The organism is Vreelandella lionensis (assembly GCF_044543515.1).
GTDB classification, from domain to species: Bacteria; Pseudomonadota; Gammaproteobacteria; order Pseudomonadales; family Halomonadaceae; genus Vreelandella; species Vreelandella lionensis.
Window position 1 is genome coordinate 13107 of record NZ_JBITWC010000033.1, and the last position, 21421, is coordinate 34527.

The 21421-nt window shown below is 55.9% G+C and carries 17 protein-coding genes; 14 read left to right on the forward strand and 3 right to left on the reverse strand.

Annotated features, from left to right (window positions below; translation table 11 throughout):
* Positions 1-173: 173 nt before the first annotated feature.
* The 11 genes from ACIGG6_RS16665 (at position 174) to ACIGG6_RS16715 (ending at position 14099) form a co-directional block, all read left to right on the forward strand.
* Positions 174-1184, forward strand: a complete 1011-nt coding sequence (locus tag ACIGG6_RS16665; RefSeq protein ID WP_253505471.1) for a DctP family TRAP transporter solute-binding subunit — start codon at positions 174-176, stop codon at positions 1182-1184.
* 60 nt (positions 1185-1244) lie between these two features.
* Positions 1245-1724 (forward strand): TRAP transporter small permease, encoded by a 480-nt coding sequence (locus ACIGG6_RS16670; RefSeq protein ID WP_253505470.1) that lies wholly within the window; start codon positions 1245-1247, stop codon positions 1722-1724.
* Entirely contained in the window at positions 1714-3015 is a 1302-nt protein-coding gene (locus tag ACIGG6_RS16675) for a TRAP transporter large permease (RefSeq protein ID WP_399846051.1), read from the forward strand. Before ACIGG6_RS16670 ends, ACIGG6_RS16675 begins: the two co-directional genes overlap by 11 nt.
* A gap of 420 nt (positions 3016-3435) precedes the next feature.
* Positions 3436-4416, forward strand: a complete 981-nt coding sequence (locus ACIGG6_RS16680; protein ID WP_253505466.1) for a TAXI family TRAP transporter solute-binding subunit — start codon at positions 3436-3438, stop codon at positions 4414-4416.
* Positions 4417-4550: 134 nt separating this feature from the next.
* Complete coding sequence (locus tag ACIGG6_RS16685) at positions 4551-7151, forward strand: TRAP transporter permease (RefSeq protein WP_253505465.1); 2601 nt, start codon at positions 4551-4553, stop codon at positions 7149-7151.
* A 10-nt stretch (positions 7152-7161) separates the two neighbouring features.
* Positions 7162-7590, forward strand: coding sequence for a universal stress protein (locus tag ACIGG6_RS16690; protein WP_253505463.1), 429 nt, complete (start codon positions 7162-7164; stop codon positions 7588-7590).
* 282 nt (positions 7591-7872) lie between these two features.
* A complete protein-coding gene (locus ACIGG6_RS16695; RefSeq protein ID WP_062374077.1) occupies positions 7873-8694 on the forward strand; it encodes a DUF2189 domain-containing protein in 822 nt (273 codons plus the stop codon).
* A gap of 203 nt (positions 8695-8897) precedes the next feature.
* Positions 8898-9386, forward strand: a complete 489-nt coding sequence (locus ACIGG6_RS16700; RefSeq protein WP_253507478.1) for a molybdopterin-dependent oxidoreductase — start codon at positions 8898-8900, stop codon at positions 9384-9386.
* Positions 9373-11607: an ATP-binding protein gene (locus tag ACIGG6_RS16705; RefSeq protein ID WP_399846055.1), complete on the forward strand. Its 2235-nt coding sequence runs from the start codon at positions 9373-9375 to the stop codon at positions 11605-11607. The genes ACIGG6_RS16700 and ACIGG6_RS16705 overlap by 14 nt, the downstream gene beginning before the upstream one ends.
* Positions 11588-12745: a nitric oxide-sensing protein NosP gene (gene nosP / locus ACIGG6_RS16710; RefSeq protein ID WP_399846058.1), complete on the forward strand. Its 1158-nt coding sequence runs from the start codon at positions 11588-11590 to the stop codon at positions 12743-12745. The genes ACIGG6_RS16705 and nosP overlap by 20 nt, the downstream gene beginning before the upstream one ends.
* Positions 12723-14099: a NahK/ErcS family hybrid sensor histidine kinase/response regulator gene (locus ACIGG6_RS16715; protein ID WP_399846061.1), complete on the forward strand. Its 1377-nt coding sequence runs from the start codon at positions 12723-12725 to the stop codon at positions 14097-14099. The genes nosP and ACIGG6_RS16715 overlap by 23 nt, the downstream gene beginning before the upstream one ends.
* Here ACIGG6_RS16715 and ACIGG6_RS16720 read toward each other — a convergent pair.
* Entirely contained in the window at positions 14096-14776 is a 681-nt protein-coding gene (locus ACIGG6_RS16720; RefSeq protein ID WP_253506684.1) for a response regulator, read from the reverse strand. The genes ACIGG6_RS16715 and ACIGG6_RS16720 overlap by 4 nt on opposite strands.
* 117 nt (positions 14777-14893) lie before the next feature.
* Here ACIGG6_RS16720 and exaC point away from each other — a divergent pair, with 117 nt between their 5' ends.
* Both exaC and adhP read left to right on the forward strand, forming a co-directional pair.
* On the forward strand, positions 14894-16414 hold the full coding sequence (gene exaC / locus ACIGG6_RS16725; protein ID WP_399846064.1) for an acetaldehyde dehydrogenase ExaC: 1521 nt from the start codon (positions 14894-14896) through the stop codon (positions 16412-16414).
* A gap of 120 nt (positions 16415-16534) precedes the next feature.
* On the forward strand, positions 16535-17563 hold the full coding sequence (gene adhP / locus ACIGG6_RS16730) for an alcohol dehydrogenase AdhP (protein ID WP_170968122.1): 1029 nt from the start codon (positions 16535-16537) through the stop codon (positions 17561-17563).
* 75 nt (positions 17564-17638) lie between these two features.
* On the opposite strand, the gene betT is transcribed toward adhP, so the two are convergent.
* Both betT and ACIGG6_RS16740 read right to left on the reverse strand, forming a co-directional pair.
* Positions 17639-19678, reverse strand: coding sequence for a choline BCCT transporter BetT (betT, locus tag ACIGG6_RS16735; protein WP_399846068.1), 2040 nt, complete (start codon positions 19676-19678; stop codon positions 17639-17641).
* A gap of 204 nt (positions 19679-19882) precedes the next feature.
* Positions 19883-20305, reverse strand: coding sequence for a hypothetical protein (locus ACIGG6_RS16740; RefSeq protein ID WP_399846070.1), 423 nt, complete (start codon positions 20303-20305; stop codon positions 19883-19885).
* A 177-nt stretch (positions 20306-20482) separates the two neighbouring features.
* Here ACIGG6_RS16740 and ACIGG6_RS16745 point away from each other — a divergent pair, with 177 nt between their 5' ends.
* Positions 20483-21373, forward strand: a complete 891-nt coding sequence (locus ACIGG6_RS16745; protein WP_399846072.1) for an alpha/beta hydrolase fold domain-containing protein — start codon at positions 20483-20485, stop codon at positions 21371-21373.
* Positions 21374-21421: the final 48 nt, after the last annotated feature.

Consider the following 21421-nt stretch of genomic DNA (forward strand, 5'->3'; position numbering starts at 1 on the left):
CCTGAAGATATTCAGGGCGTTTTGCTATGAGTCGTGGGGTTACCACCTTTGTATTGCCAAGACCGACCTTAGACGTCTTCCTTTCGCTTGCTAACTGCCTACAATGGGCAGTGTGCCGATGGCCTTTAAAAGCTAGGCACCTTATAAGAACCGATAAAAAAGGATCGATAATAATGACGCTGACACGCTCTATGGCTCGTTTTACCGCTGGCTTAGCTGGCGCTGCACTGCTCTCGGCTGCTTTTTCCGCGCAAGCGCGCGAACTCTCGGTCTCTACCGTGCTTTCAGAGGCCTTTCCTTGGGGGCAGGCCGCTGAAAAGTGGGCAGAGCTGGTGGAGGAGCGCAGCGGTGGTGAACTCACCCTGCGGGTCTACCCCAACTCTCAGCTGGTGTCGGGTGATCAAACCCGCGAGTTTTCCGCCATGCGCTCTGGCCTGATTGATGCCGCCGTGGGTTCAACCATCAACTGGTCGCCCCAAGTGCCGGAATTGAACCTGTTCTCTTTACCGTTCTTTATTCCTGATGAAGCCGCTGTCGATGCCGTGACCGGCGGGGATGCGGGCACTATGGTTTTCGAGGCGATTGAGTCCCGTGGCGTTATTCCGCTGGCCTGGGGGGAAAACGGCTTCCGTCAGGTGTCTAATTCCCGTGGCCCTATCAGCCAGCCGGAGGATCTGGATGGCCTGAAGATCCGCGTAGTGGGCTCGCCGCTGTTCCAGGATACGTTCTCCGCCTTAGGCGCTGACCCTACGCAGATGAGCTGGACCGACGCCCAACCTGCTCTCACTACCGGTGCGGTCGATGGCCAGGAGAACCCGCTTTCCGTATTTGATGTGGCGCGTATTGACCAAGTGGGCCAGGAGCATCTGACGCTCTGGAACTACATGAACGACCCACTTATTTTTGCCGTTAACCAGCAGGTCTGGCAGTCGTTGAGTGAAGAGCAGCAGGAGATGCTGCGTGAAACAGCCGAAGAAGCGGGCGCGTGGGAAATTGCCATGACCCGTGAGCAGGAGAGCGAGCGTTTAGCCGCGATTCAAGAGCGTGGCGTCACGGTGACCGAGCTGACCGATGAGCAGTACCAGGCCTTTGTGGATGCCACTCAGTCAGTGTATGAAAAGTGGGCCCCGCGCATTGGTGAAGAGGTAGTGAACGCTGCCCAAGCTGCTATCGACGCACGTTAATTCTTCAAGGGTTTTGACTGCCGCCTAAACAGGGCGGCGGTTCTTTGCTGTGAGGCTGCCATGAAAGGCTTTCCTGATGCACGCCCAGAGCGCTGGCTAGGTGCGCTGGCGCTGATTGTGATTTCATTGATTAGTCTGGGTAATGTGATTACTCGTTACCTTACAGGCGGCTCATTTTCGTTCACGGAAGAGTTTTCCGTCTTTCTATTGGTCGTGCTGACCTTTGCCGGTGCGTCGGTTGCCTTGCGTCGCGACCGGCATATCCGCATTGGCTTTTTAGAGCGTGCCCTGCCTGAGTGGTGGCGGGGCGCGCTGATTCTTTTTCAAGCCCTGTGTGGCCTGATCGTATTGGGTTTAATTACCTGGTATGGCGGCAAGTTGGCGTGGCAGGAGTATCAGTGGGAGTCGCTGTCGCCCGGGTTAGGCCTGCCCCAGTGGTGGTACTTGGTGTGGCTGCCTATTTTGTCTGCTGCCATGCTATGGCGCTTGGTGCAGCAAACCCGTGACCGTTTGAAAGGGGAGCTAACCAGTGACGCCTGATATTTGGATGATTTTGGCATTTGCCGGGCTATTAATTGCTGGCGTGCCGGTGGCTTTTTCCTTGGCGCTTTCTGGGGCGGTGGGCATCGTGCTTGGGCTCTCGCCGGATATGCTGGCCACCCTGGGTACCAATACCTATAACAGCATCGCTAAATACCCTCTCATTGCGATTCCACTGTTTATTCTCACTGGGCTGATTTTTGAGCGAGCAGGCGTGGCGCTGCGTTTGGTGCGTTTTGCCCAGGCGCTCATTGGGCCCCGTCACGGTGGGCTGGCGCTGGTGGCGGTATTGGTGTGCATGATTATGGGCGGCATGAGCGGCTCTGGCCCCGCTGACGCCGCTGCCGTGGCCATGGTGATGCTGCCTAGCATGACGAAGGCAGGCTACCCCAAGCCGTTTTCGGCCACGCTCATTGCGGCTTCGGCCTCCACGGCTATCTTAATTCCGCCTTCGGTGGCGCTGATTCTCTACTCCATTGTGGTGCCGGGCGTTGATCTGCGTGCCCTGTTTGCTGCGGGGTTATTCCCCGGTATTTTAGCGGGCCTTGCACTGCTGGTACCGGCGATGCTGGTCGCCAAGCGTTACGGTTGGGAAGGCACGCCGGTGGACGGAGCCGAAAAACTGACGGTACGCGGAACCTTCCGCGAGGCGCTGCCTGCCTTGTTTGCGCCAGTGCTGATTCTAGGTGGCTTGCGCTCAGGACTGTTTACGCCCACAGAGGCCGCCGTGGTGGCCGTTGCCTATGGGGCGGTGGTAGGCCTGTTTCTTACCCGAGAGCTGACACTTCGGGATGTGTGGGAGCTACTGGGGGAAGCGGCGATTATCTCTGGCGTAGTGATGCTGATTATCGCACTGGCGGGAATTTTTGCCTGGTCAGGCACGATGCTCGGCACCTTCCGCCATTTAGCGGAATGGATCATCAGCCTGACCGATAACGGCGTCTTGCTGTTGATACTGGTGATGTTGGCGGTACTGGTGGCGGGCATGCTGCTGGATGCGATTTCGATTTATCTGATCATGATGCCAATTCTGATTCCGGTGATGCAGCATTTTGAGTGGAATCCGGTATGGTTTGGCATTTTGCTGGCGATGAATATTGCCATTGGTCAATTTACGCCTCCGGTGGCGGTGAACCTGATGGTGACCACGGAAGTTGCCAAGATACGCCTAGAGCATACGATCGGCTGGGCGCTGCTGTTTGTGGTTGCCATGGGGTGCGCCTTGGCACTGGTGGCGATATTTCCCAGCATTGCTCTGTGGCTGCCCACGGTGTTGGGCTATAACGTCTAATGATCAACCGAGATAACCAATAAGCGATGGCCTATGCCAATATGGCATGATGTTTAACGTTTACTAAACGTTACCGGCTATTAGACTGGGCGGCAGACGCACAGACAAGCGAAAAAGTGTGCCAATGTCTAAGTGAAAGCATTTAGGAAAAGCGCTTAGGACAAACTCCTGAGAGAGTAGCTAGCGTCATCACGCTGGCTAGGCAATGCGCTGCGCTGCCTGCGGTGCAGGCATAAAATTGTCTCGTACTTCGCCAATTAGCATTTTTTTCGCTAAAGTAGGAACAGTCGGCACTAAATGCCGAGGTCGATAACAGACTGTCTTGACAACGTTTTGGAACCGAAACACCTGAAGGGAACCGTTCTGCAGGTGGCTTCAAAGCGCATAACGCTCACAACATCAAGATAAAGAGGTGTGTTCATGAAACGCCATGTATTTTCTACCGCGGCCTTCTCAGGCGCGTTAATTGCAGCGGCAACCTTTGCCTCTCCGGCCGTTGCTCAGGAGCGCTACATCACCATCGGTACCGGCGGCCAAACCGGTGTTTACTATGTGGTTGGCCAGTCGGTATGCCGCATGGTTAACCGTGGCAGCGATGAGCACAACATCCGTTGTAACGCCCCGTCTACCGGTGGTTCCGTTGCTAACGTCAACGGCATGAAGAGCGGTGAGCTGGATATGGGCGTTGTGCAGTCTGACGTTCAGTACCGCGCTTACCACGGTGAGTCCAACTTTGAAGAAGAAGGCGCTTGGGAAGATATGCGTGCCGTCTTCACCATGCACGGTGAGCCGCTGACCGTGGTGGCCCGCGCGGATTCCGGTATCGAGAACATCAGCGATTTCCCAGGCAAGCGCGTCAACATCGGTAACCCTGGTTCTGGCCAGCGCAATACCATGGACGTGGTCATGGATGCGTTCGGTTGGGACGAAGACACCTTCGCGCTGGCTTCTCAGCTAGATGCGGCTGAGCAGGCGGCTGCCCTGTCTGACAACAACATCGACGCAATGGTTTACGTGGTAGGCCACCCGAATGGCTCTATCCAAGAAGCGACCACCACCATTGATGCGCGTCTGGTCTCTGTGACTGGCGAAGAGATCGACGGTCTGATCGAAGAGTACCCCTACTACACCCGTTCTGTGATTCCGGGTGGCCTTTACCGTGGTAACGACGAAGATGTCGAAACTTTCGGTGTAGCGGCAACCTTCGTTTCTTCGACCGCTGTTGATGAAGATATCGTTTATGAAACGGTGAAAGCAGTATTCGAAAACTTTGATCGTTTCAAGCGCCTGCACCCGGCGTTTGAGAACCTCAACGAAGAAGACATGATCTCTGACGGCTTAACGGCTCCGCTGCACGATGGTGCGGCACGTTACTACCGTGAGCGTGGCTGGATCGAATAAGTTGTAAAAGAGTGACGCTACTGACGGAAGGTGAGTAGCGTCGCTTTGAGTTGCAAAGCGCGGGCACCTTGGGTGTCCGCGCTTCTTGTTGAGAGCGCTGATTGTCAGCGCTGACCATTAGGCAGGGCAAGCGTATGCGTGATGACAAACAACCTTCGGCAGCCGCTGAGAACGACCTGGAGGATATGGTCGCTTCCAGCGATACAGGGGCACGGAAACCCTTAGGCGTACCCGGTAAGCTGCTGGTGAGTATTGCAGCAGTGTGGTCGCTGTTTCAGCTATGGATTGCATCGCCACTTCCCTATATTGTTGGCTTCGGCGTATTTAGCGCCACGGAAGCGCGCTCGATTCATTTAGCGTTTGCGCTCTTTTTAGCCTTTATGGCGTACCCCGCCTTTAAGCGCTCTCCTCGTGATCGTGTGCCCTTAGCTGATTGGGCATTGGCAGCGGTAGCGGCGTTTTGCGGCGCCTATCTGTTTATTTTCTATGCTGATTTGGCCCAGCGGCCTGGGTTGCCGATTACCCAGGATATTATCGTGGGCGTTGTTGGCATTCTGATGCTGTTAGAGGCGACTCGTCGCGCATTAGGGCCGCCCCTGATGATCGTGGCGGCGGTGTTTATTGCTTACTCGTTGTTTGGCCCTTACATGCCGGGCATTTTGGCCCACCGCGGCGTTAGTCTGGGTGGTTTGATTAACCACCAGTGGCTAGGTACCCAAGGGGTGTTTGGTATTGCGCTGGGGGTCTCGACCAGCTTTGTTTTCCTGTTTGTACTGTTTGGTGCGTTGCTGGATAAAGCGGGCGCCGGTAACTACTTCATCAAAGTGGCGTTCTCGCTGCTTGGCCACTTCAAAGGCGGCCCAGCCAAAGCGGCAGTGGTAGCCTCTGGTATGACTGGTTTGATCTCGGGGTCGTCGATTGCCAATACCGTTACCACTGGCACCTTTACGATTCCGATGATGAAGCGAGTCGGCTTTAGCGCGGAAAAAGCGGGTGCGGTGGAAGTATCGTCTTCGGTGAATGGCCAGATCATGCCGCCCGTCATGGGGGCTGCTGCTTTCTTGATGGTGGAATACGTGGGTATTCCCTATGTCGACGTCATCAAGCACGCTTTCTTACCGGCGCTGATCTCCTATATCGCGCTGATCTACATTGTTCACCTGGAAGCGCTCAAGGCCAATATGAAAGGCCTGCCGTCCAGCAATCCGGCACGCCCGTTGCTGAACAAAGTGATCGGCTTTATGACCGGTTTGCTGCTGCTGATGGGTCTCTCCATCGCCGTCTACTACGGCTTGGGCTGGTTAAAGCCGGTACTGGGTGAAGCGACCCCCTGGGTGGTCTCTGTAGGGCTGGCGATTGTATATGTCGGCTTGTTGAAAGTAGGCGCTAACTACCCTGAGCTGGAGATGGACGACCCCAACTCAGAGGTCGTGAAGCTGCCGCAAACTCGCCCGACGGTCATGGTCGGCCTACACTATATTCTGCCGGTTGTCGTGTTGGTGTGGTGCTTGATGGTGGAGCGCCTTTCGCCTGGGTTGTCAGCGTTCTGGGCCACCATGTTTATGATTTTCATCATGGTTACCCAGCGCCCGATCATCGCGATTTTCCGTGGCCGCAGCCAAATGGCGGCCGATATCAAAGAAGGCTTTAAGGATCTGTGGGATGGCCTGGTGACCGGTGCCCGCAACATGATTGGTATCGGTATTGCGACTGCCACGGCGGGTATCGTCGTGGGTGCGGTCTCCCAAACGGGGGTAGGCCTAGTGCTCGCGGACGTAGTGGAAATTCTCTCAGGCGGTAACCTGATGATGATTCTACTGCTGACGGCTCTGCTGAGTTTGATTCTGGGTATGGGCTTGCCAACAACGGCGAACTACATCGTGGTATCGGCGCTGATGGCTCCGGTGATTGTGCTGCTGGGCCAGCAAAATGGCCTGATCGTACCGCTGATTGCTGTGCACCTGTTCGTGTTCTACTTCGGCATCATGGCGGATGTCACGCCGCCTGTGGGGCTGGCCTCTTTTGCTGCGGCGGCAGTTTCTGGCGGTGACCCGCTGCGTACCGGCTTCCAGGCGTTTTACTACAGCCTGCGTACCGCCGCACTGCCGTTCCTGTTCATCTTCAATACAGACTTGTTGTTGATTGATGTCACGGTGATGCAGGGCATCTTGGTGTTTATTGTGGCTACCATCGCCATGCTGATCTTTGCAGCAGGTACGCAAGGCTACATGCTGACCCGCAACCGCTGGTACGAGTCACTGTTACTGCTGCTGGTGGCGTTCACGCTGTTCCGCCCGGGCTTCTGGATGGACAAAATCCATGATCCCTACGAGTCAGTGCCGCCTGCCCAGTTTGCAGAGGCATTAGGTCGGGTCGATGACGGTAGTAACTTGCGGGTGCAAATTGCCGGTGAGGACGACTTCGGTGCGCCCATGACGACCTATATGCTAGTACCTGTGCCGCGTGGCGAAACAGGCGAAGAGCGCATGGCCAACCTGGGCATAGAGCTTTACGAAGATGGCGACCAAACCCTGGTCGACTTTGTCGAGTTCGGCAGTCAGGCGGCTGAGCTAGGCTTCGATTTCGATCAAGAGATCCTCGAAGTGCTGGCCCCGGTAGATCGTTGGACAAAAGAGTGGATGTGGTTACCCGCACTCGGCATCTTTGGGTTGGTCGTCGTGATGCAGCGTCGCCGTCGGCGTCGTGAAGAAGCCAACGAAGTGGCCGCTGTTTAAGGAGGTTGCTATGTACCATAAAGTGCTACTCCCCGTGGACTTGAACGAAGAGGCCTCATGGAAGAAGGCGCTGCCCACAGCGGTAACGTTGTGCCAAACCTTTGGTGCAACATTACATGTGGTCACGGTACTACCGGAATTTAAAATGCCCATGGTTGGCGCTTACTTTCCGAAAAACTTTTCTGAAAAAGCGCATGCGGCGATGAAAGAAGCGCAGCATAAATTCATTCAGGAACATGTGCCTGAAGGGATCAAAACCCAAAGTGTGATTGTCGATGGCTCACCATGGGAGGCCATCATCAAGGTCGGCAAGAAGATTGATGCCGATTTGATTGTGATGGCATCCCATACTAAGCGTAAATTCGTTGATTACGTACTGGGCCCCAACGCCGAGCATGTCGTTCACCACGCTAAAGTGTCGGTGATGATCGTGCGGTAAGCGCAACGTGCGTCATAAAGCTCCAAGCCCCGGCTTGGAGCTTTTTTTTGGCTCGAATATAACGAAACGCTAACGCATCGAATTAATTGTCGTTAAAAGCGCCGATGAAGGATTTTTTGTACTGAGTGCCTTCAAAAGCATTCGCGAAGCAGCGGCTCAGCTACATTAATAGAACATTAAGCCATTAACGTTGGATTAATGGTCATCAACACACATGGTAGCTATTTACCTTGGTGCTTGGGTCAGTGACAGCCATTTGGGGTAAATCACAGGAGTTACGCCATGAATGCAGTAACAACAAAAACACACGACCACTCATCCGGTGCGCCGAACGTCAAAATCATTATCAATAAGGTAGGGATGGAAAGACCACGTGCTTGGCTAGCCGCAGGTATGGAAGATTTTCGTCGTGCGTCCGCTATTAGCCTCGCTTACGGCATGTTTTGGGTGGGGTTGAGTATTGCCATTACCCTTGGTGCTTACACGCTGGGTTACTGGTATTGGCTATTGCCAATGATTGCTGGCTTCATGTTTATCGGGCCACTGGTGGCCGTTGGTTCCTATGGCATTAGCCTTGCCCTTGAGCGCGGACGTACCCCGAACTTGGGCGATGCGTTTGGTAGCTGGCGGCCCCATGCTGGGCAACTTGCCATGATGGGCGTCATGATGATGATCTTCTTTCTCGCCTGGATACGCCTAGCCACGCTGCTGTTTGCGCTGTTCTTTGGATTTGAAGTGCCCAGCCCGGCAACGCTATACACTACGCTGGTAACCACGCAGGAAGGCCTGAGTATGCTGGCCGTTGGCACGGTAGCAGGTGGTGTGCTGGCTTTTGGTGCTTTCGCGATCAGTGTGGTGGCCATCCCGACACTGATGGACCAAGACCTGACGTTTATGGAAGGCATTGAAGCCAGCGTACGCTGTGTAGCTCGCAATTTCCGGCCCATGCTGCTGTGGGCGGCCATTCTTACTGGCTGTGTGTTAGTGGGCGTTATGACGTTCTATATTGGCTTGGCGCTGATTCTGCCCGTGCTTGGCCATGCAAGCTGGCACGCTTATGAAGATCTAGTACGGTTTGAACCGGTCGAACAGCTGAAAACCTGAAAACCTAGCGGCTAATAAACGCCAGGGTTACTTACTGCTTACCAAAAACATCGTAATTAGCCTGACCTATGAATTGAGATGGCGTACCCTAAACGCCATCTCTTTTTTATTGCTTTGAGCGTGCGTTGGCGGTCACGGTTTCGTCGCCTGGGGCACTGCGATATGAGGAATCAGTAGTGAAAGCGTTGTTATTGGGGTGGATTATGCTGGCGTTCAGCATTCCCCATACGGGGCTCGCTGAGACAGCAGATTCGCTGGCGGCACCGAGTGGGCCAGTGATACTCAAACTTGATGGTGATATTGCGGTGACCAATGTGGGCGAAGAAGCCCATTTTGATCGCGCGATGCTTAGCGCACTTCCGCAGCATGAATTTACGACAGGAACACCGTGGACGGAAGGGAACAGCCACTACCGTGGGCCGCTTATGCGTACCCTGCTTGAGCAGGTAGGCGCGGAAGGCAAGATCATTAACGTCGTGGCGCTTAACGGGTATGAAGCTGAAATTCCCGTCGCGGATTTCTACGACTACGATGTGATTTTGGCCTTAGAGCGTGACGAGAAAGCTATTCCTATCCGTGAGTACGGGCCTTTATGGGTGCTTTATCCCTTTGATCAGGATAAAGCGCTGCTAAGCGAACGAATGCGCTTTAGAGCCGTATGGCAGGTAATGCATATTAATGTCCGCCAGTGAATCCGTCACAAGAGCGCCCCGACTGCTTCGCTATCCGCGCCGCCTCAAGCTGGTGGCGATTATTACCGTACTTTTATTTGCGGCCGCGCTGGTGGTGGCCGCTTTATCCGCATGGCGACAGGATAATCTGACGCAAAGCCTGCGAGAAGATACGGCCTGGGTGGTCTATAAGCTCGACCGTGACGCCGTTCAACTACTGAACCACTTGCTGGCGGAAACACGGGGTCCCCTCTCTCCCGCCGCCCAGGATGAGCTAAACCTACGGTTTGAACTCCTCTATAGCCGGATCACCCTGTTAAGAGAAGGGGAGGTCAGCTCGCTGCTGCAGAGTATCAGTTCGGCAAGGGAGCTGCTTGACCAAATCCAGCGGCAGCTCGACAGCTTAGACCCTATGTTTGAGCCGCATGATGAATTGGCACGAATGCCGGTCACCGCTTTGGAAAGCGAGCTGCAGGTGCTTACACGGCTTACTGAGCGCTTTGTTATTGCCATCAATGGCTACTTGGCTGAGTCCGCGACGGAAGAGCGAGCGCTGCTCAGCACGCTCTATAAACTCTTAATGTCACTACTGATAGGTATGAGCCTAGCGGTGCTGCTGGTGATTATCTTTTTGGTGCGTGAAATGCGCGAAAGTGCTGCGGCACGCCGGGAACAAGAGCAGCTTAGTAAACAGCTTCAGGTAACGGCCAAGCAGGCCCAAGCCGCCAACCATGCTAAATCTGATTTTCTAGCAATGGTAAGCCATGAAATCCGCACGCCGCTAAACGGTGTGATCGGCATGAGCGAGCTCTTGCGTGAACCGGCAAGCCCCGCCCAAGTAGAGGATTACGCCCGCACCATTCACGACAGTGCCAACCAACTACTGGCGATGATTAATGAAATTCTCGATTTTTCTAAAATTGAGGCAGGCCACTTAACCCTTGAAACATCGTCCACGGCCATAAACCCTCTGGCAGAGGGGGTGATGGCACTGTTTGAGCCACGAGCCCAGGAGAAAGGGTTGCGGCTTTCATTACACGTTGACCCGCTAGTACCTGGGTGGGTCATGATCGACGCGGGGCGACTGCGCCAAATTCTGCTCAATCTTATCGCCAATGCCATCAAATTTACTGACCACGGCAGCGTCTCCATTCGCGTTACATCAACGGTAGAGCACCTCCTGTTTGAAATTAGCGACACTGGCTGCGGGCTGAACAGCGAGCAGCAAGAGACGCTGTTCGAGCCTTTTCAGCAGGCGGATGAGAGCGTTGCCCGCCGTTATGGCGGCACCGGCCTAGGGTTGGCTATCTGCAAGCGGCTGAGCGACGCGATGCGGGGAAGATTAGGCGTCATTAGCACACCCGGCGAGGGCAGCACGTTCTGGTGCGAGCTGCCGCTAGTGGAGGCTAGCCCCGTTAGTACATCGCAACCTGCAGAGCCTACTCAAGACTTTAACGGTACTTCGCTGCTGTTGGTGGAGGATAACGCGGTAAACCGTAAAGTGGCGCTAGGCCTGCTTTCACGATTAGGGTGTGACGTAGTGTGCGCTGAAAATGGCTACGATGCGCTCGCGATGGCTAAGCGCCAGCAAGTACACCTGATTTTTATGGATATTCAACTGCCCGATATTGACGGAATAACGGTGACCCAGCAACTGCGTGCCCAGGGCGGTTGGTGCAGCGATGTACCGATTGTGGCGATGACGGCTGGTGGCGCCGAAGACGACCGCAAGCGGTGTCTGGCGGCAGGTATGAATGACTATATTACCAAGCCGCTCTCGCTGCTGGCGCTAAGCAATGTACTGGCGCTTCAACTGACGCCTGCGCAGACGCCGTCAACGCCTATCGCCGCCGAATCAGGTAACGATGTGTTGCTCAATGAAGCGACGCTTGCGACGTTAACCAGCTCGATAGGGGCTGACAGCGTTAAACAACTGGTAATGCTTTATCATCAGCAAGTGCATGATTATATTGGCCAGTTGGTTGATTGCTTCGCTTCTAATACAGAAATAGCGAGTGAGCAGCTACCTCAGATGGAGCGCCTTGCTCATCAGTTGCGAGGCGAATCTTTAAGCATAGGTGCCGAGCAGTTGGCCGCTCAGTCAAAGCACTTAGAGCAACTAGCAGGGCAGCCAGAGGCCTCAAGCGCTCAGATTGAAGAGGCCTTTAGCGCGCTGCACCACTGTGCGGCACGCACCCACGCTGCGTTGGAGCAATGGCATCGTGAGCATCAGCTTAACTAACAGTGGCCTGATAACCGCTGCAAGCCGGGCTTCTGACCCCTATATAGCCGCCAACGAGTTGGCGGCGTCGCTCTACCATGAGTATGCAGGCTTTGTGCTGTTTTTCTGTAGCGCAGAGTATCCGCTGGCCGCGCTTGCCCAGGCGCTAAGCAGCGCCTTTGGCGAACTGCCTATTAGTGGTTGCACCACCGCAGGCGAGCTAACGCCGGATGGCTATGACCGCGGCTCGGTGGTGGCGATCTGCTTTGACCAGCGCTTTTTTGCGATAGAAACCGCATTGATTGATGACTTGGAGTACTTTGACCTCCCCACCGCGCAGCCCTTGGTGGATAAGCTGTTAGAGCGTTGCCGCCGCCAAGCCGTTGCGCCGGTCAACGAACACAGCTTTGCCCTGACGCTGCTGGATGGGCTATCCAGTCGTGAAGAGCAAGTGCTGGCAACGCTGGATGCGGCCTTGGGGCGCATTCCAAGCTTTGGCGGTTCTGCAGGGGACGATAACCACTTAACCCATACCCATGTATACGCTAACGGGCGCTTCCATACCCGTGCGGCGGTGGTGGTCATGATGAATACTCGGCTACCGTTTGAAGTATTCTCCACCCACCACCTTGAGCCACTTGAGCACAAGTTGGTGGTCACCGCTGCGGATCGTGAGCGCCGCCGCGTGCTGGAGCTTAACGGTGTCCCCGCGGCCGAACTGTATGCCGCGCTGGTGGGCTGTTCGGTTGAGGCGCTTGCGCCTCCCATTTTTGCCCAGCACCCGCTGGCGGTACACCTGGGCGGCCAGCACTATATTCGCTCGATTCAACGGGTCAATGATGATGGCAGCCTAAGCTTCTACTGCGCGGTGGAAAACGGCATTGTGCTGACTGCCATGCAGCCCACGCCGCTGCTCACCGATTTAGCCCACATGCTGCAGCGAGTGGAAGCCCGCTTAGGCGAGCCCGCTGCGATTATTGGCTGCGACTGCTTTTTGCGACGGATGGCGCTGGAGTCGTTGGGGCAACTTGGCCAGGCATCGACGCTGCTGCGCCAAGCCCGTGTCGTGGGATTTAATACCTACGGCGAGCAGCACCACGGCATGCATGTGAACCAGACGTTTACGGGGGTGGCCTTTGGCGCTCTTCCAACTCCCTGATTCGCAACAAGGCGACGATATTGCGGCCCTGCGTGAAGAGAACCACCGGCTACGCAAAGTGTGTACGGCGTTAATGGAGCGAGTGGAATCCGGCGGTAGCCCTAATGGCGCGCCCTATGCTGCCTTTGAGCGCTCGGTGCTGCTTGCCGAACAGGTGCGTGAGCGCACCGATGCGCTGCACCGCACGTTGGATGAGTTAAGTCAGGTCAACGCTCGTTTGCTGGCAGCCAACGCTGAAGCCCACGCGGCTAACGTCTCTAAAACCAAGTTTTTGGCCGCCGTTAGCCATGACCTTCTACAACCGCTCAATGCGGCACGGCTGTTTGCCAGCGCCCTGGAAACCCATGCGCTACCTGAGTCCTCCCAGGCGCTTGTCGGCCACATCGGGCGCTCGCTGAAAGATGTCGAGGGCTTGCTGGGCACGCTGGTGGATATCTCCCGCCTGGATGCCGGAGTGCTTCACGCCGATAAGGCGCCCTTTGCCGTAAGTACGCTGCTGGATGCGCTGGCGGAGGAGTATCGCCAAGTGGCGGGGGTACGCGGGCTCACCCTTCACTATGTACCTTCGCGGGTGTGGGTGGAGTCCGATTTAGCGCTGCTGGCGCGGGTGGTGCGTAATTTCCTTAGCAATGCGGTGCGCTACACAGAGCACGGCCACCTGCTGTTAGGCTGCCGCCGCCGGGCCGATGGCCTGGAGATTATGGTGGGTGATACTGGCCCCGGTATTCCAGAGCCCCAGCGCAAAGCCATTTTTTTGGAGTTTCGTCGCGCCAGCCAGCCACAGGCCAACCACAGTCGCGGCCTGGGGCTAGGCCTAGCCATTGTCGATCGTATTAGTACCATGTTGGATCACCCCGTCACACTGGCATCACGGCTAGGTCATGGCTCGCTGTTCTCTATTTTGGTGCCCTACGCAGCCTCTTGCGGCGCGTTAGAAGGCGGATCCAGCCCGGTGCCATCCGCGCAGTGGGGCGATGACCCGCTGCAGGGCTGCGTGGTGTGGGTAGTGGACGATGACCCCGCGATTATTGAAGGGATGCAGGCGCTGCTGGGCAGTTGGGGGTGCCGAGTACGGGCAGCGGCAACGGTAAGCGCACTGGAAGCCGCCAGCGACGGTGAACGCCCGGCCGTACTGCTAGTGGATTACCATTTAGGGGAGCATCGTGAGAACGGCATCGACTTAGCCGCCCGGCTGCGCCGCCGCTATCCTGGGTTAGCCACAGTGGTGATTACCGCCAACCACGAAGCTTCGCTAAAGCGGGCTACCCGGGAGGCAGGGATGCACTGCCTACTAAAGCCGCTTAAACCACTGCGTTTGAAGATGCTGTTAGGTACGCTGTTAGAGGGCCGCTAACGCGCCATTCGCTTGGCGATGTAGCCGTTTAAATCCTCCTCTCCGGCCATCACAATGGCGTGTACCCGGCTGGTAGCGCCCAGTTTTCGCAAAATAGCCGATACATGGGTCTTTACCGTGGTTTCAGCAATGTCCAGTTCTCGGGCAATCTGCTTGTTGGACATTCCCTGGCTCATACAGCCCAACACGTCTAGCTGTTTGTCGGTGAGCCGGGGCAGGCGGCTCGGTTTATCCTCCGAATCTTCGCCTGCTGCCGCAGGTATTGCCCGGGGAGGAGGGCGTCGCATGATATCGGCGGGCAGGTAGAGTTGGCCCTGGAGAATTTGCTGTAGCGCGGCGAGAAGCTGCTCTCTAGGAGTGGATTTCGGGATATAGCCTACGGCCCCCAGAGTAATGGCATCAAGCACGAGCTGGCGCTCCTGGTGGGCCGAGACGATGGCCACCGGCAGCCAAGGGAACGTCTCGCGCAGGGTTTTCAGGCCCTCTAACCCGTCGGCATCAGGTAGGCTTAAATCCAACAGCAGCAGGTCTAACCCTTCCATGGTCTCAACGTGTGCCATGGCCGACGCCAGGCTGTCGGCCTCAAGCAGTTGGGTGTCGGTGAATCCACTACTAATGACGGCGTGTAGCGCATCACGAAACAGTGGATGGTCATCTGCCACTAACAGCGAGTACATGGCGTCTCCTACCAAGGGATGAAGGTGCGTCCTGCCATCGGGCTATATCAAGAATGCCATGTGTGGCCAACACTGGGTAGGCACCTTTTAATAATCATAATACCCAGGAGCAGTATCATGATCTACGCCAACCCAGGTGAAGCGGGCTCTGTTGTCTCGTTTGAAAAGCGCTATGGTAACTACATCGGCGGTGAGTTTGTTCCCCCGGTGAACGGCCAATACTTCGACAACATTAGCCCAGTTAATGGCAAAGTGTTCTGTGAAATTCCCCGCTCTAGCGCTGAAGATATCGAAAAAGCGCTGGATGCAGCCCATAAAGCCGCGCCGGCATGGGGCAAAACCTCGGTGCAAGAGCGCAGTAATATCCTGCTCAAAATCGCCGACCGCCTTGAGCAAAATCTTGAGTTATTGGCCGTGGCTGAAACCTGGGATAACGGTAAGGCCGTGCGTGAAACCCTCAATGCGGATATTCCGCTGGCCGTCGACCACTTCCGTTACTTTGCTGGCTGTTTGCGCTCTCAAGAGGGCACCGCTGCCGATCTCGACGCCAACACCGTGTCGTACCACTTCCACGAGCCGTTGGGCGTGGTAGGGCAAATTATTCCGTGGAACTTCCCAATTCTCATGGCGGCCTGGAAGCTAGGTCCGGCGCTAGCGGCAGGCAACTGCGTCGTGCTCAAGCCTGCTGAACAGACCCCGGCGTCCATTCTAAAAGTGGCAGAGTTGATTGGTGACCTGTTGCCCCCTGGCGTGCTCAATATCGTCAACGGCTTCGGTGCGGAAGCAGGCCAAGCGCTGGCGACCAGCAAGCGCATCGCCAAGATTGCCTTTACCGGTTCGACGCCGGTGGGCTCGCATATTTTGAAGTGCGCAGCAGAAAATATTATTCCCTCCACGGTGGAGCTCGGCGGTAAATCCCCCAACATCTACTTTGCCGATATTATGAACGCCGAGCCGACGTTTATTGATAAGGCGGTAGAGGGGTTGGTGCTGGCCTTCTTTAACCAGGGCGAAGTGTGCACCTGCCCGTCGCGGGCGCTGATCCAGGAGAGTATGTACGACGAGTTCATGGCAAAAGTCATCGAGCGCACCAAGACCATCAAGCGCGGTAACCCGCTGGATACCGACGTTCAGGTAGGTGCCCAGGCCTCCCAAGAGCAATTCGATAAGATCATGTCGTACATGGATATCGCTCGGGATGAAGGCGCTGAATTCCTTACCGGTGGTGACAAAGAAACGCTGGATGAAAGCATTAACAGCGGTTATTACATTCAGCCCACGCTGCTGAAAGGTAACAACCAGATGCGCGTGTTCCAAGAGGAGATCTTCGGCCCGGTGGTGGCGGTGACCACCTTCAAAGATGAGGAAGAAGCGCTGGCGATTGCCAACGACACCGAGTTTGGCTTGGGCGCGGGCGTGTGGAGCCGCGATATTAATGTGGCCTTCCGCATGGGGCGTGGCATTCAAGCGGGCCGCGTATGGACCAACTGCTATCACCAGTACCCCGCCCACGTAGCCTTCGGCGGCTACAAGAAGTCAGGCGTTGGTCGTGAAACCCATAAAATGGCGCTTGGGCATTACCAGCAAACCAAAAGCCTGCTGGTCAGCTACGATATCAATCCGCTTGGGTTCTTCTAAACGTTTGTTATGTCGTCCCATCGCCCGGCCTAGGCCGGGCGATGCTGCACATCCTCTGGCGCTAACTCTACGGATAAGAGCAGCTTAGAACTGCCGTTAACCATTATTAGGAGTCGCATCATGGATAATACAATGCGGGCGGCCGTCGTGCGCGAGTTCGGACAGCCGTTAGTCATAGAAGAAGTCGATGTTCCACGCCCAAAGCAGGGGGAGGTATTGATGAAGGTGGCGGCCTCGGGGGTCTGCCATACGGATCTACACGCAGCGCACGGCGACTGGCCAGTCAAACCTTCACCTCCCTTTATTCCAGGGCATGAAGGCGTTGGGCATGTTGTGGCGGTCGGGGCCGGTGTCTCCCATGTCAAAGAGGGCGACCGTATTGGTGTTCCTTGGCTCTACTCGGCCTGCGGTTTTTGCGAACACTGCTTAGGCGGCTGGGAAACCTTATGTGAGTCCCAGCAAAATACCGGTTACAGCGTTAATGGTGGGTTTGCCGACTATACCTTGGCCGATGCGGGGTATGTGGGTCGGCTGCCGGATAACGTTGGCTTTGTCGAGCTGGCTCCGGTGCTGTGTGCCGGCGTAACGGTTTATAAAGGTTTAAAAATGACCGATACCCGCCCCGGCCAATGGGTGGTGATTTCGGGCATTGGTGGCCTTGGCCACATGGCAGTGCAGTATGCCAAAGCCATGGGGCTTAACGTGGCGGCTGTCGATATTGATGACGGCAAGCTGGCGCTGGCTGAGCGCTTGGGCGCGACGGTTACGGTAAACGCCATGAAAACCGACCCCGCGGCATACCTTAAAAAGACCATTGGCGGTGCCCATGGTGCGCTGGTCACCGCAGTGTCGCCGAAGGCCTTCGATCAGGCGCAAAATATGCTGCGCCGTGGCGGTACGCTGGTACTTAATGGCTTACCGCCAGGGGATTTTCCACTGCCCATCTTTAGCACCGTGCTCAATGGGATCACTATTCGTGGCTCGATTGTCGGTACGCGTAGCGACCTTCAGGAAGCGCTCGATTTTGCGGCGGAAGGTAAAGTGGAAGCCACCGTCGCAACGGATACACTGGACAATATCAACGATGTTTTTCAGCGCATGATAGACGGTAAAATCGAAGGGCGTATTGTGCTAGACATGGCGGGTTAAACGCCCAGCGCGCATAAAAAATCCCGGCCGCGTGGCCGGGATTCTTCGTTTTACGCGTTGTACGTAAAGCGCTACTTACATCTGCGCATCTTCAGGCGGTTCGCCGATGGTGCCAGGCATTGCCTGCGCATGGCCACCCGCCAGGGCAAGGAAGTGTAGGTGGCGTTCGTACTCTGCTACTAAGTCGCCAATCACTTGGCCGCGGGTGTAGCCATTCAGGTCTTTTTCCTGGCCGCCTTCGGCAAGGTACACATCCAGGCGCACGTAGAAGTCATCGTCCGCTGGAATAAAGCTCGGTGTACGCATGCGATGCGGGCACACTTGATAGACAAAGCTGGTGGCGTCGCCAAAGTCGACCTGCAGCATTAGGTTGGGTAGGGATTCACCCTCAACCTGCTCTTCAGTGACGTTAGCGGTTTGGCCACGGCTCTCAAGCTCTTGGGCAAACTGTGTCATCGCCGGGCGAATCGAGTGCTCAATGGTCGCGGTGGCACCTGCACGGTTAGAGGTGTCCAGTGCGCGATCTAAACGCTCACGCCAGTCACCGCCGGGGGCACCGCCTGCAATCATGCGGCGAGCGTCGGCTTTGCTGCCTTCCAGTTTCAGCGCTTTATAGGTGCCCACCATAATGGCGAAGATCACCACCGAGAAGGGCAGCGCCGTAATCACGACTGCGCTTTGTAGCGCGTTTAAGCCACCCGCCATCAGCAGTGCCACGGTAATCAGGCCAATCACTGCCGACCAGAAGATACGCAGCTTCACCGGCGCATCGTGGTTCACGTCGCTTAAGATTGAGGTGAAGTTGGCCAGTACCAGCGCGCCAGAGTCAGCTGAGGTAATGAAGAACACGATACCCAGAACGGTTACGACGGCGGCGGTAATGCCCACATAGGGGTAGTACTCAAGCAGCGTATACAGCGTGGTTTGCGGCGAGTTAAGTGCCTGCTCACCCAGTTCGACAACGCCTTGGTTAGCGACCAGCTCGATGCCGCTATTACCGAAAATCGACATCCATACCATCATGAACGACAGCGGAATAAACAGCGCACCGGCCACAAACTGACGAATAGTACGGCCACGGGAAATGCGCGCCAGGAACAGACCCACAAAGGGCGTCCAAGCAATCCACCAGCCCCAGAAGAAGATCGTCCACCACATCTTCCACTCTTGAGCGCCCTCATCAGCAAAGGCATAAGTATCAAAGCTTGCGGCCACAAAGCCAGAGAGGTAGTCGCCTGCGTTGTTGACCACTTTATCCAGTAGTACCAACGTGTCACCGGAGAACAGCACAAACAACATCAGCGCCAGGGCCAGCAGCATGTTGAACTCGGAGAGGCGACGGATACCTTTCTCAACGCCAGTCACCACCGAAATGGTTGCTAGAACAACCACCAGCGCAATCAGAACTACCTGGACCGTCAGGGTTTCCGGCACGTCGAACATATAGTTCAAGCCGTAGTTCAGCTGAATCACCCCGATGCCCAAGCTGGTGGCAATACCGAACACGGTGGAGATAACGGCGGTGATATCCACCGCATTACCAATCGGCCCATGAATGCGCTTGCCCAGCAGTGGGTAAAGCGCGCTACGAATAGCCAGCGGCAAGCGGTGGCGGTAGCTGAAATAAGCCAGCGCCATGCCCATTAGCACGTACAGGCCCCAACCGGAAAGGCCCCAGTGCAGATAAGTTTGAACAACGGCGTTACGCATGGCCTCTTGGCTTTCAGGAGTTAGGTCCGGCGGTGCCAGGTAGTGGGCAACCGGCTCGGCAACGCTGAAAAACAAAAGGTCAATGCCAATGCCGGCAGCAAACAGCATGGCCGACCACGATAGCAGCGAGAACTCCGGACGTGAGTGGTCGGGCCCTAGTCGAATACTGCCAAAGCGCGACATGCCGATGAACATCACAAACACCAGATACGCCACAATCGCCAGCATGTAGTACCAGCCAAAGGTTTTGCTAACCCAGGCAAGGCCCGCATCGAAGAACGCGCCTGCTTGTTCGGTGAACAGCATCGTCACGATAAGAAACACGAGAATCCCCGCGACGCTGCCGTGGAAAACCACGGGGTTCAGGCGGTCTCGTGAGGGGAGAACGGGGTTGTCTTTCGCCATGGAGGCGGACTCCTGTTGTTAAGACAAAGATGAGTGATACGTTATTTTTGAATGAACGTTCAAATAAAATACGCGGTTTATATGCTTACTTCAAGCCGGCAGGAGAGGAACAGCAGGGTAGAGAGTGATGCCTGACTGGAGTATAGAAACAAACACGCCCAGCTAGGCTGGGCGTGTAGAGTGGGTTTGACGCTAAATAAACGCTTACTCGGTAGCGGCTTCTTCTGCGTCCATTTCATTAGCTGAATCGTCATGGTGGCCGCGCTTGCCTCGCTCTCCATGGCCATGCTCTTGACGGTACTCAGCGTGCATTTCGTGCATTGCATCACGCAGTGCCTGCTGCTCCTGTTCAGAGAGAATTTCAGCGACACGGGCTTGATGCTCTTCACGTAGATTAAGGACAGCTTCCCGGTGTTCAGCATGAGCTTCGTTGAGTGCCGCTTGCTGCTCTCCGCTTAGCTCAGCGCGCTGATACACTTCCTGGCGACGCTCTTCCATGCGCTCCATCATTGCTTCACGGTCCATTCCTTGGCCTTCGTGATGGCCCGCCTGGGCGGTAAACGCTAACGGGGTAAGAGCAACGGCCAGCAGGGCAGGAGCAAATAGCTGACGTAGTGACATCTTCATGGCATACCTCGTTCTTAATGAATACATGGTAATTTGACGATGTCAGTATTAATGGGCTTGGTGTAAATCGTTTGCATAAAGTGTGCAACAACCGTGACCTTCTCAAAGAGAGAAAAAGGCTGCGGAGGCAGGTAACGGTGAGGGGAACCAATACCAATCGCCCAAAAGGAGATAAGCATGCCAGATCTAAGTGGCCTACGCCGAATAGTGAGCTTTGGCACCCTGGCCTTGCTGCTTAGCGGTTGCGGCGCCACCCACCAGGTAAGTCAGGGTGCGTCCGCCATTGAACAGAATGCTCTGCGCACCCCTCAGCCGTTCACCCATCTTACGCCCCAGCGCTATACCCCCGAGGCCTGGCCTGAAGCTTTGAATGCCTACGTGCTGCTGCCCGAGTCGCAAAGCGAAGCGCTACGACCCGCGGCGCTTGTGGTACATGGCGGCGGCTGGCGCAATCGCGGCCCGGAGGATATGGAAGGCATTGCCGAACAACTGGCGGCGCAGGGGTATGTGACCGTCAATATTGAGCACCGCTTTGCACCAGAGTATCGCTTCCCCGCACAGTTGCATGATTTACAGCAGGCCATGGCCTGGATACATGAGAATGCTGGCGCGTGGCAGGTAGATACCGATCGCATCGTTGGCGTGGGCTTTTCATCCGGCGCTCATCTAGTCAGCCTGCTGGCGCTTGCTGGTAGTGAAGGCCCGCTGGCAGAGCCCTATGGGGGCGAGCACGCCCGCCTAGCAGTGGTGGTCGCAGGTGGACTGCCCAGCGACCTGCTGAAATTTAACGATGGCCGCCTAGTGATTGATTTTATTGGCGGTACCCGAGCCGAGCGGACTGATGCGTATGCGTTGGCGTCCCCGGCCCGGCAAATCACCGCGAATGCTCCGCCGTTTTTCCTGTTTCACGGCAGTTGGGATCAACTCGTCCCCGTCGACCACGCCACCGACTTCTACGCTGCACTAAAGGCCCAAGGCATACCCAGTGAGCTCTACCTCCAACGGGGCCGAGGCCATTTCACTAGGGAAGGTCTGAATAACTGCCGATATTCATCAACGCTCACATGAGCCAACAAAAAATCGAAAATGCAGACACGCTTCTCCCGTTCTTTGTGT

What these genes read in the sequence shown, in the direction of transcription:
- exaC (WP_399846064.1), top strand. Translation starts at nt 14,894, where the DNA reads ATGATCTACGCCAACCCAGGTGAAGCGGGCTCTGTTGTCTCGTTTGAA.
- ACIGG6_RS16680 (WP_253505466.1), top strand. Translation starts at nt 3,436, where the DNA reads ATGAAACGCCATGTATTTTCTACCGCGGCCTTCTCAGGCGCGTTAATT.
- ACIGG6_RS16700 (WP_253507478.1), top strand. Translation starts at nt 8,898, where the DNA reads ATGCTGGCGTTCAGCATTCCCCATACGGGGCTCGCTGAGACAGCAGAT.
- ACIGG6_RS16665 (WP_253505471.1), top strand. Translation starts at nt 174, where the DNA reads ATGACGCTGACACGCTCTATGGCTCGTTTTACCGCTGGCTTAGCTGGC.
- ACIGG6_RS16705 (WP_399846055.1), top strand. Translation starts at nt 9,373, where the DNA reads ATGTCCGCCAGTGAATCCGTCACAAGAGCGCCCCGACTGCTTCGCTAT.
- adhP (WP_170968122.1), top strand. Translation starts at nt 16,535, where the DNA reads ATGGATAATACAATGCGGGCGGCCGTCGTGCGCGAGTTCGGACAGCCG.
- ACIGG6_RS16685 (WP_253505465.1), top strand. Translation starts at nt 4,551, where the DNA reads ATGCGTGATGACAAACAACCTTCGGCAGCCGCTGAGAACGACCTGGAG.
- betT (WP_399846068.1), bottom strand. Translation starts at nt 19,678, where the DNA reads ATGGCGAAAGACAACCCCGTTCTCCCCTCACGAGACCGCCTGAACCCC.
- ACIGG6_RS16690 (WP_253505463.1), top strand. Translation starts at nt 7,162, where the DNA reads ATGTACCATAAAGTGCTACTCCCCGTGGACTTGAACGAAGAGGCCTCA.
- ACIGG6_RS16695 (WP_062374077.1), top strand. Translation starts at nt 7,873, where the DNA reads ATGAATGCAGTAACAACAAAAACACACGACCACTCATCCGGTGCGCCG.
- ACIGG6_RS16720 (WP_253506684.1), bottom strand. Translation starts at nt 14,776, where the DNA reads ATGTACTCGCTGTTAGTGGCAGATGACCATCCACTGTTTCGTGATGCG.
- ACIGG6_RS16745 (WP_399846072.1), top strand. Translation starts at nt 20,483, where the DNA reads ATGCCAGATCTAAGTGGCCTACGCCGAATAGTGAGCTTTGGCACCCTG.
- ACIGG6_RS16740 (WP_399846070.1), bottom strand. Translation starts at nt 20,305, where the DNA reads ATGAAGATGTCACTACGTCAGCTATTTGCTCCTGCCCTGCTGGCCGTT.
- ACIGG6_RS16670 (WP_253505470.1), top strand. Translation starts at nt 1,245, where the DNA reads ATGAAAGGCTTTCCTGATGCACGCCCAGAGCGCTGGCTAGGTGCGCTG.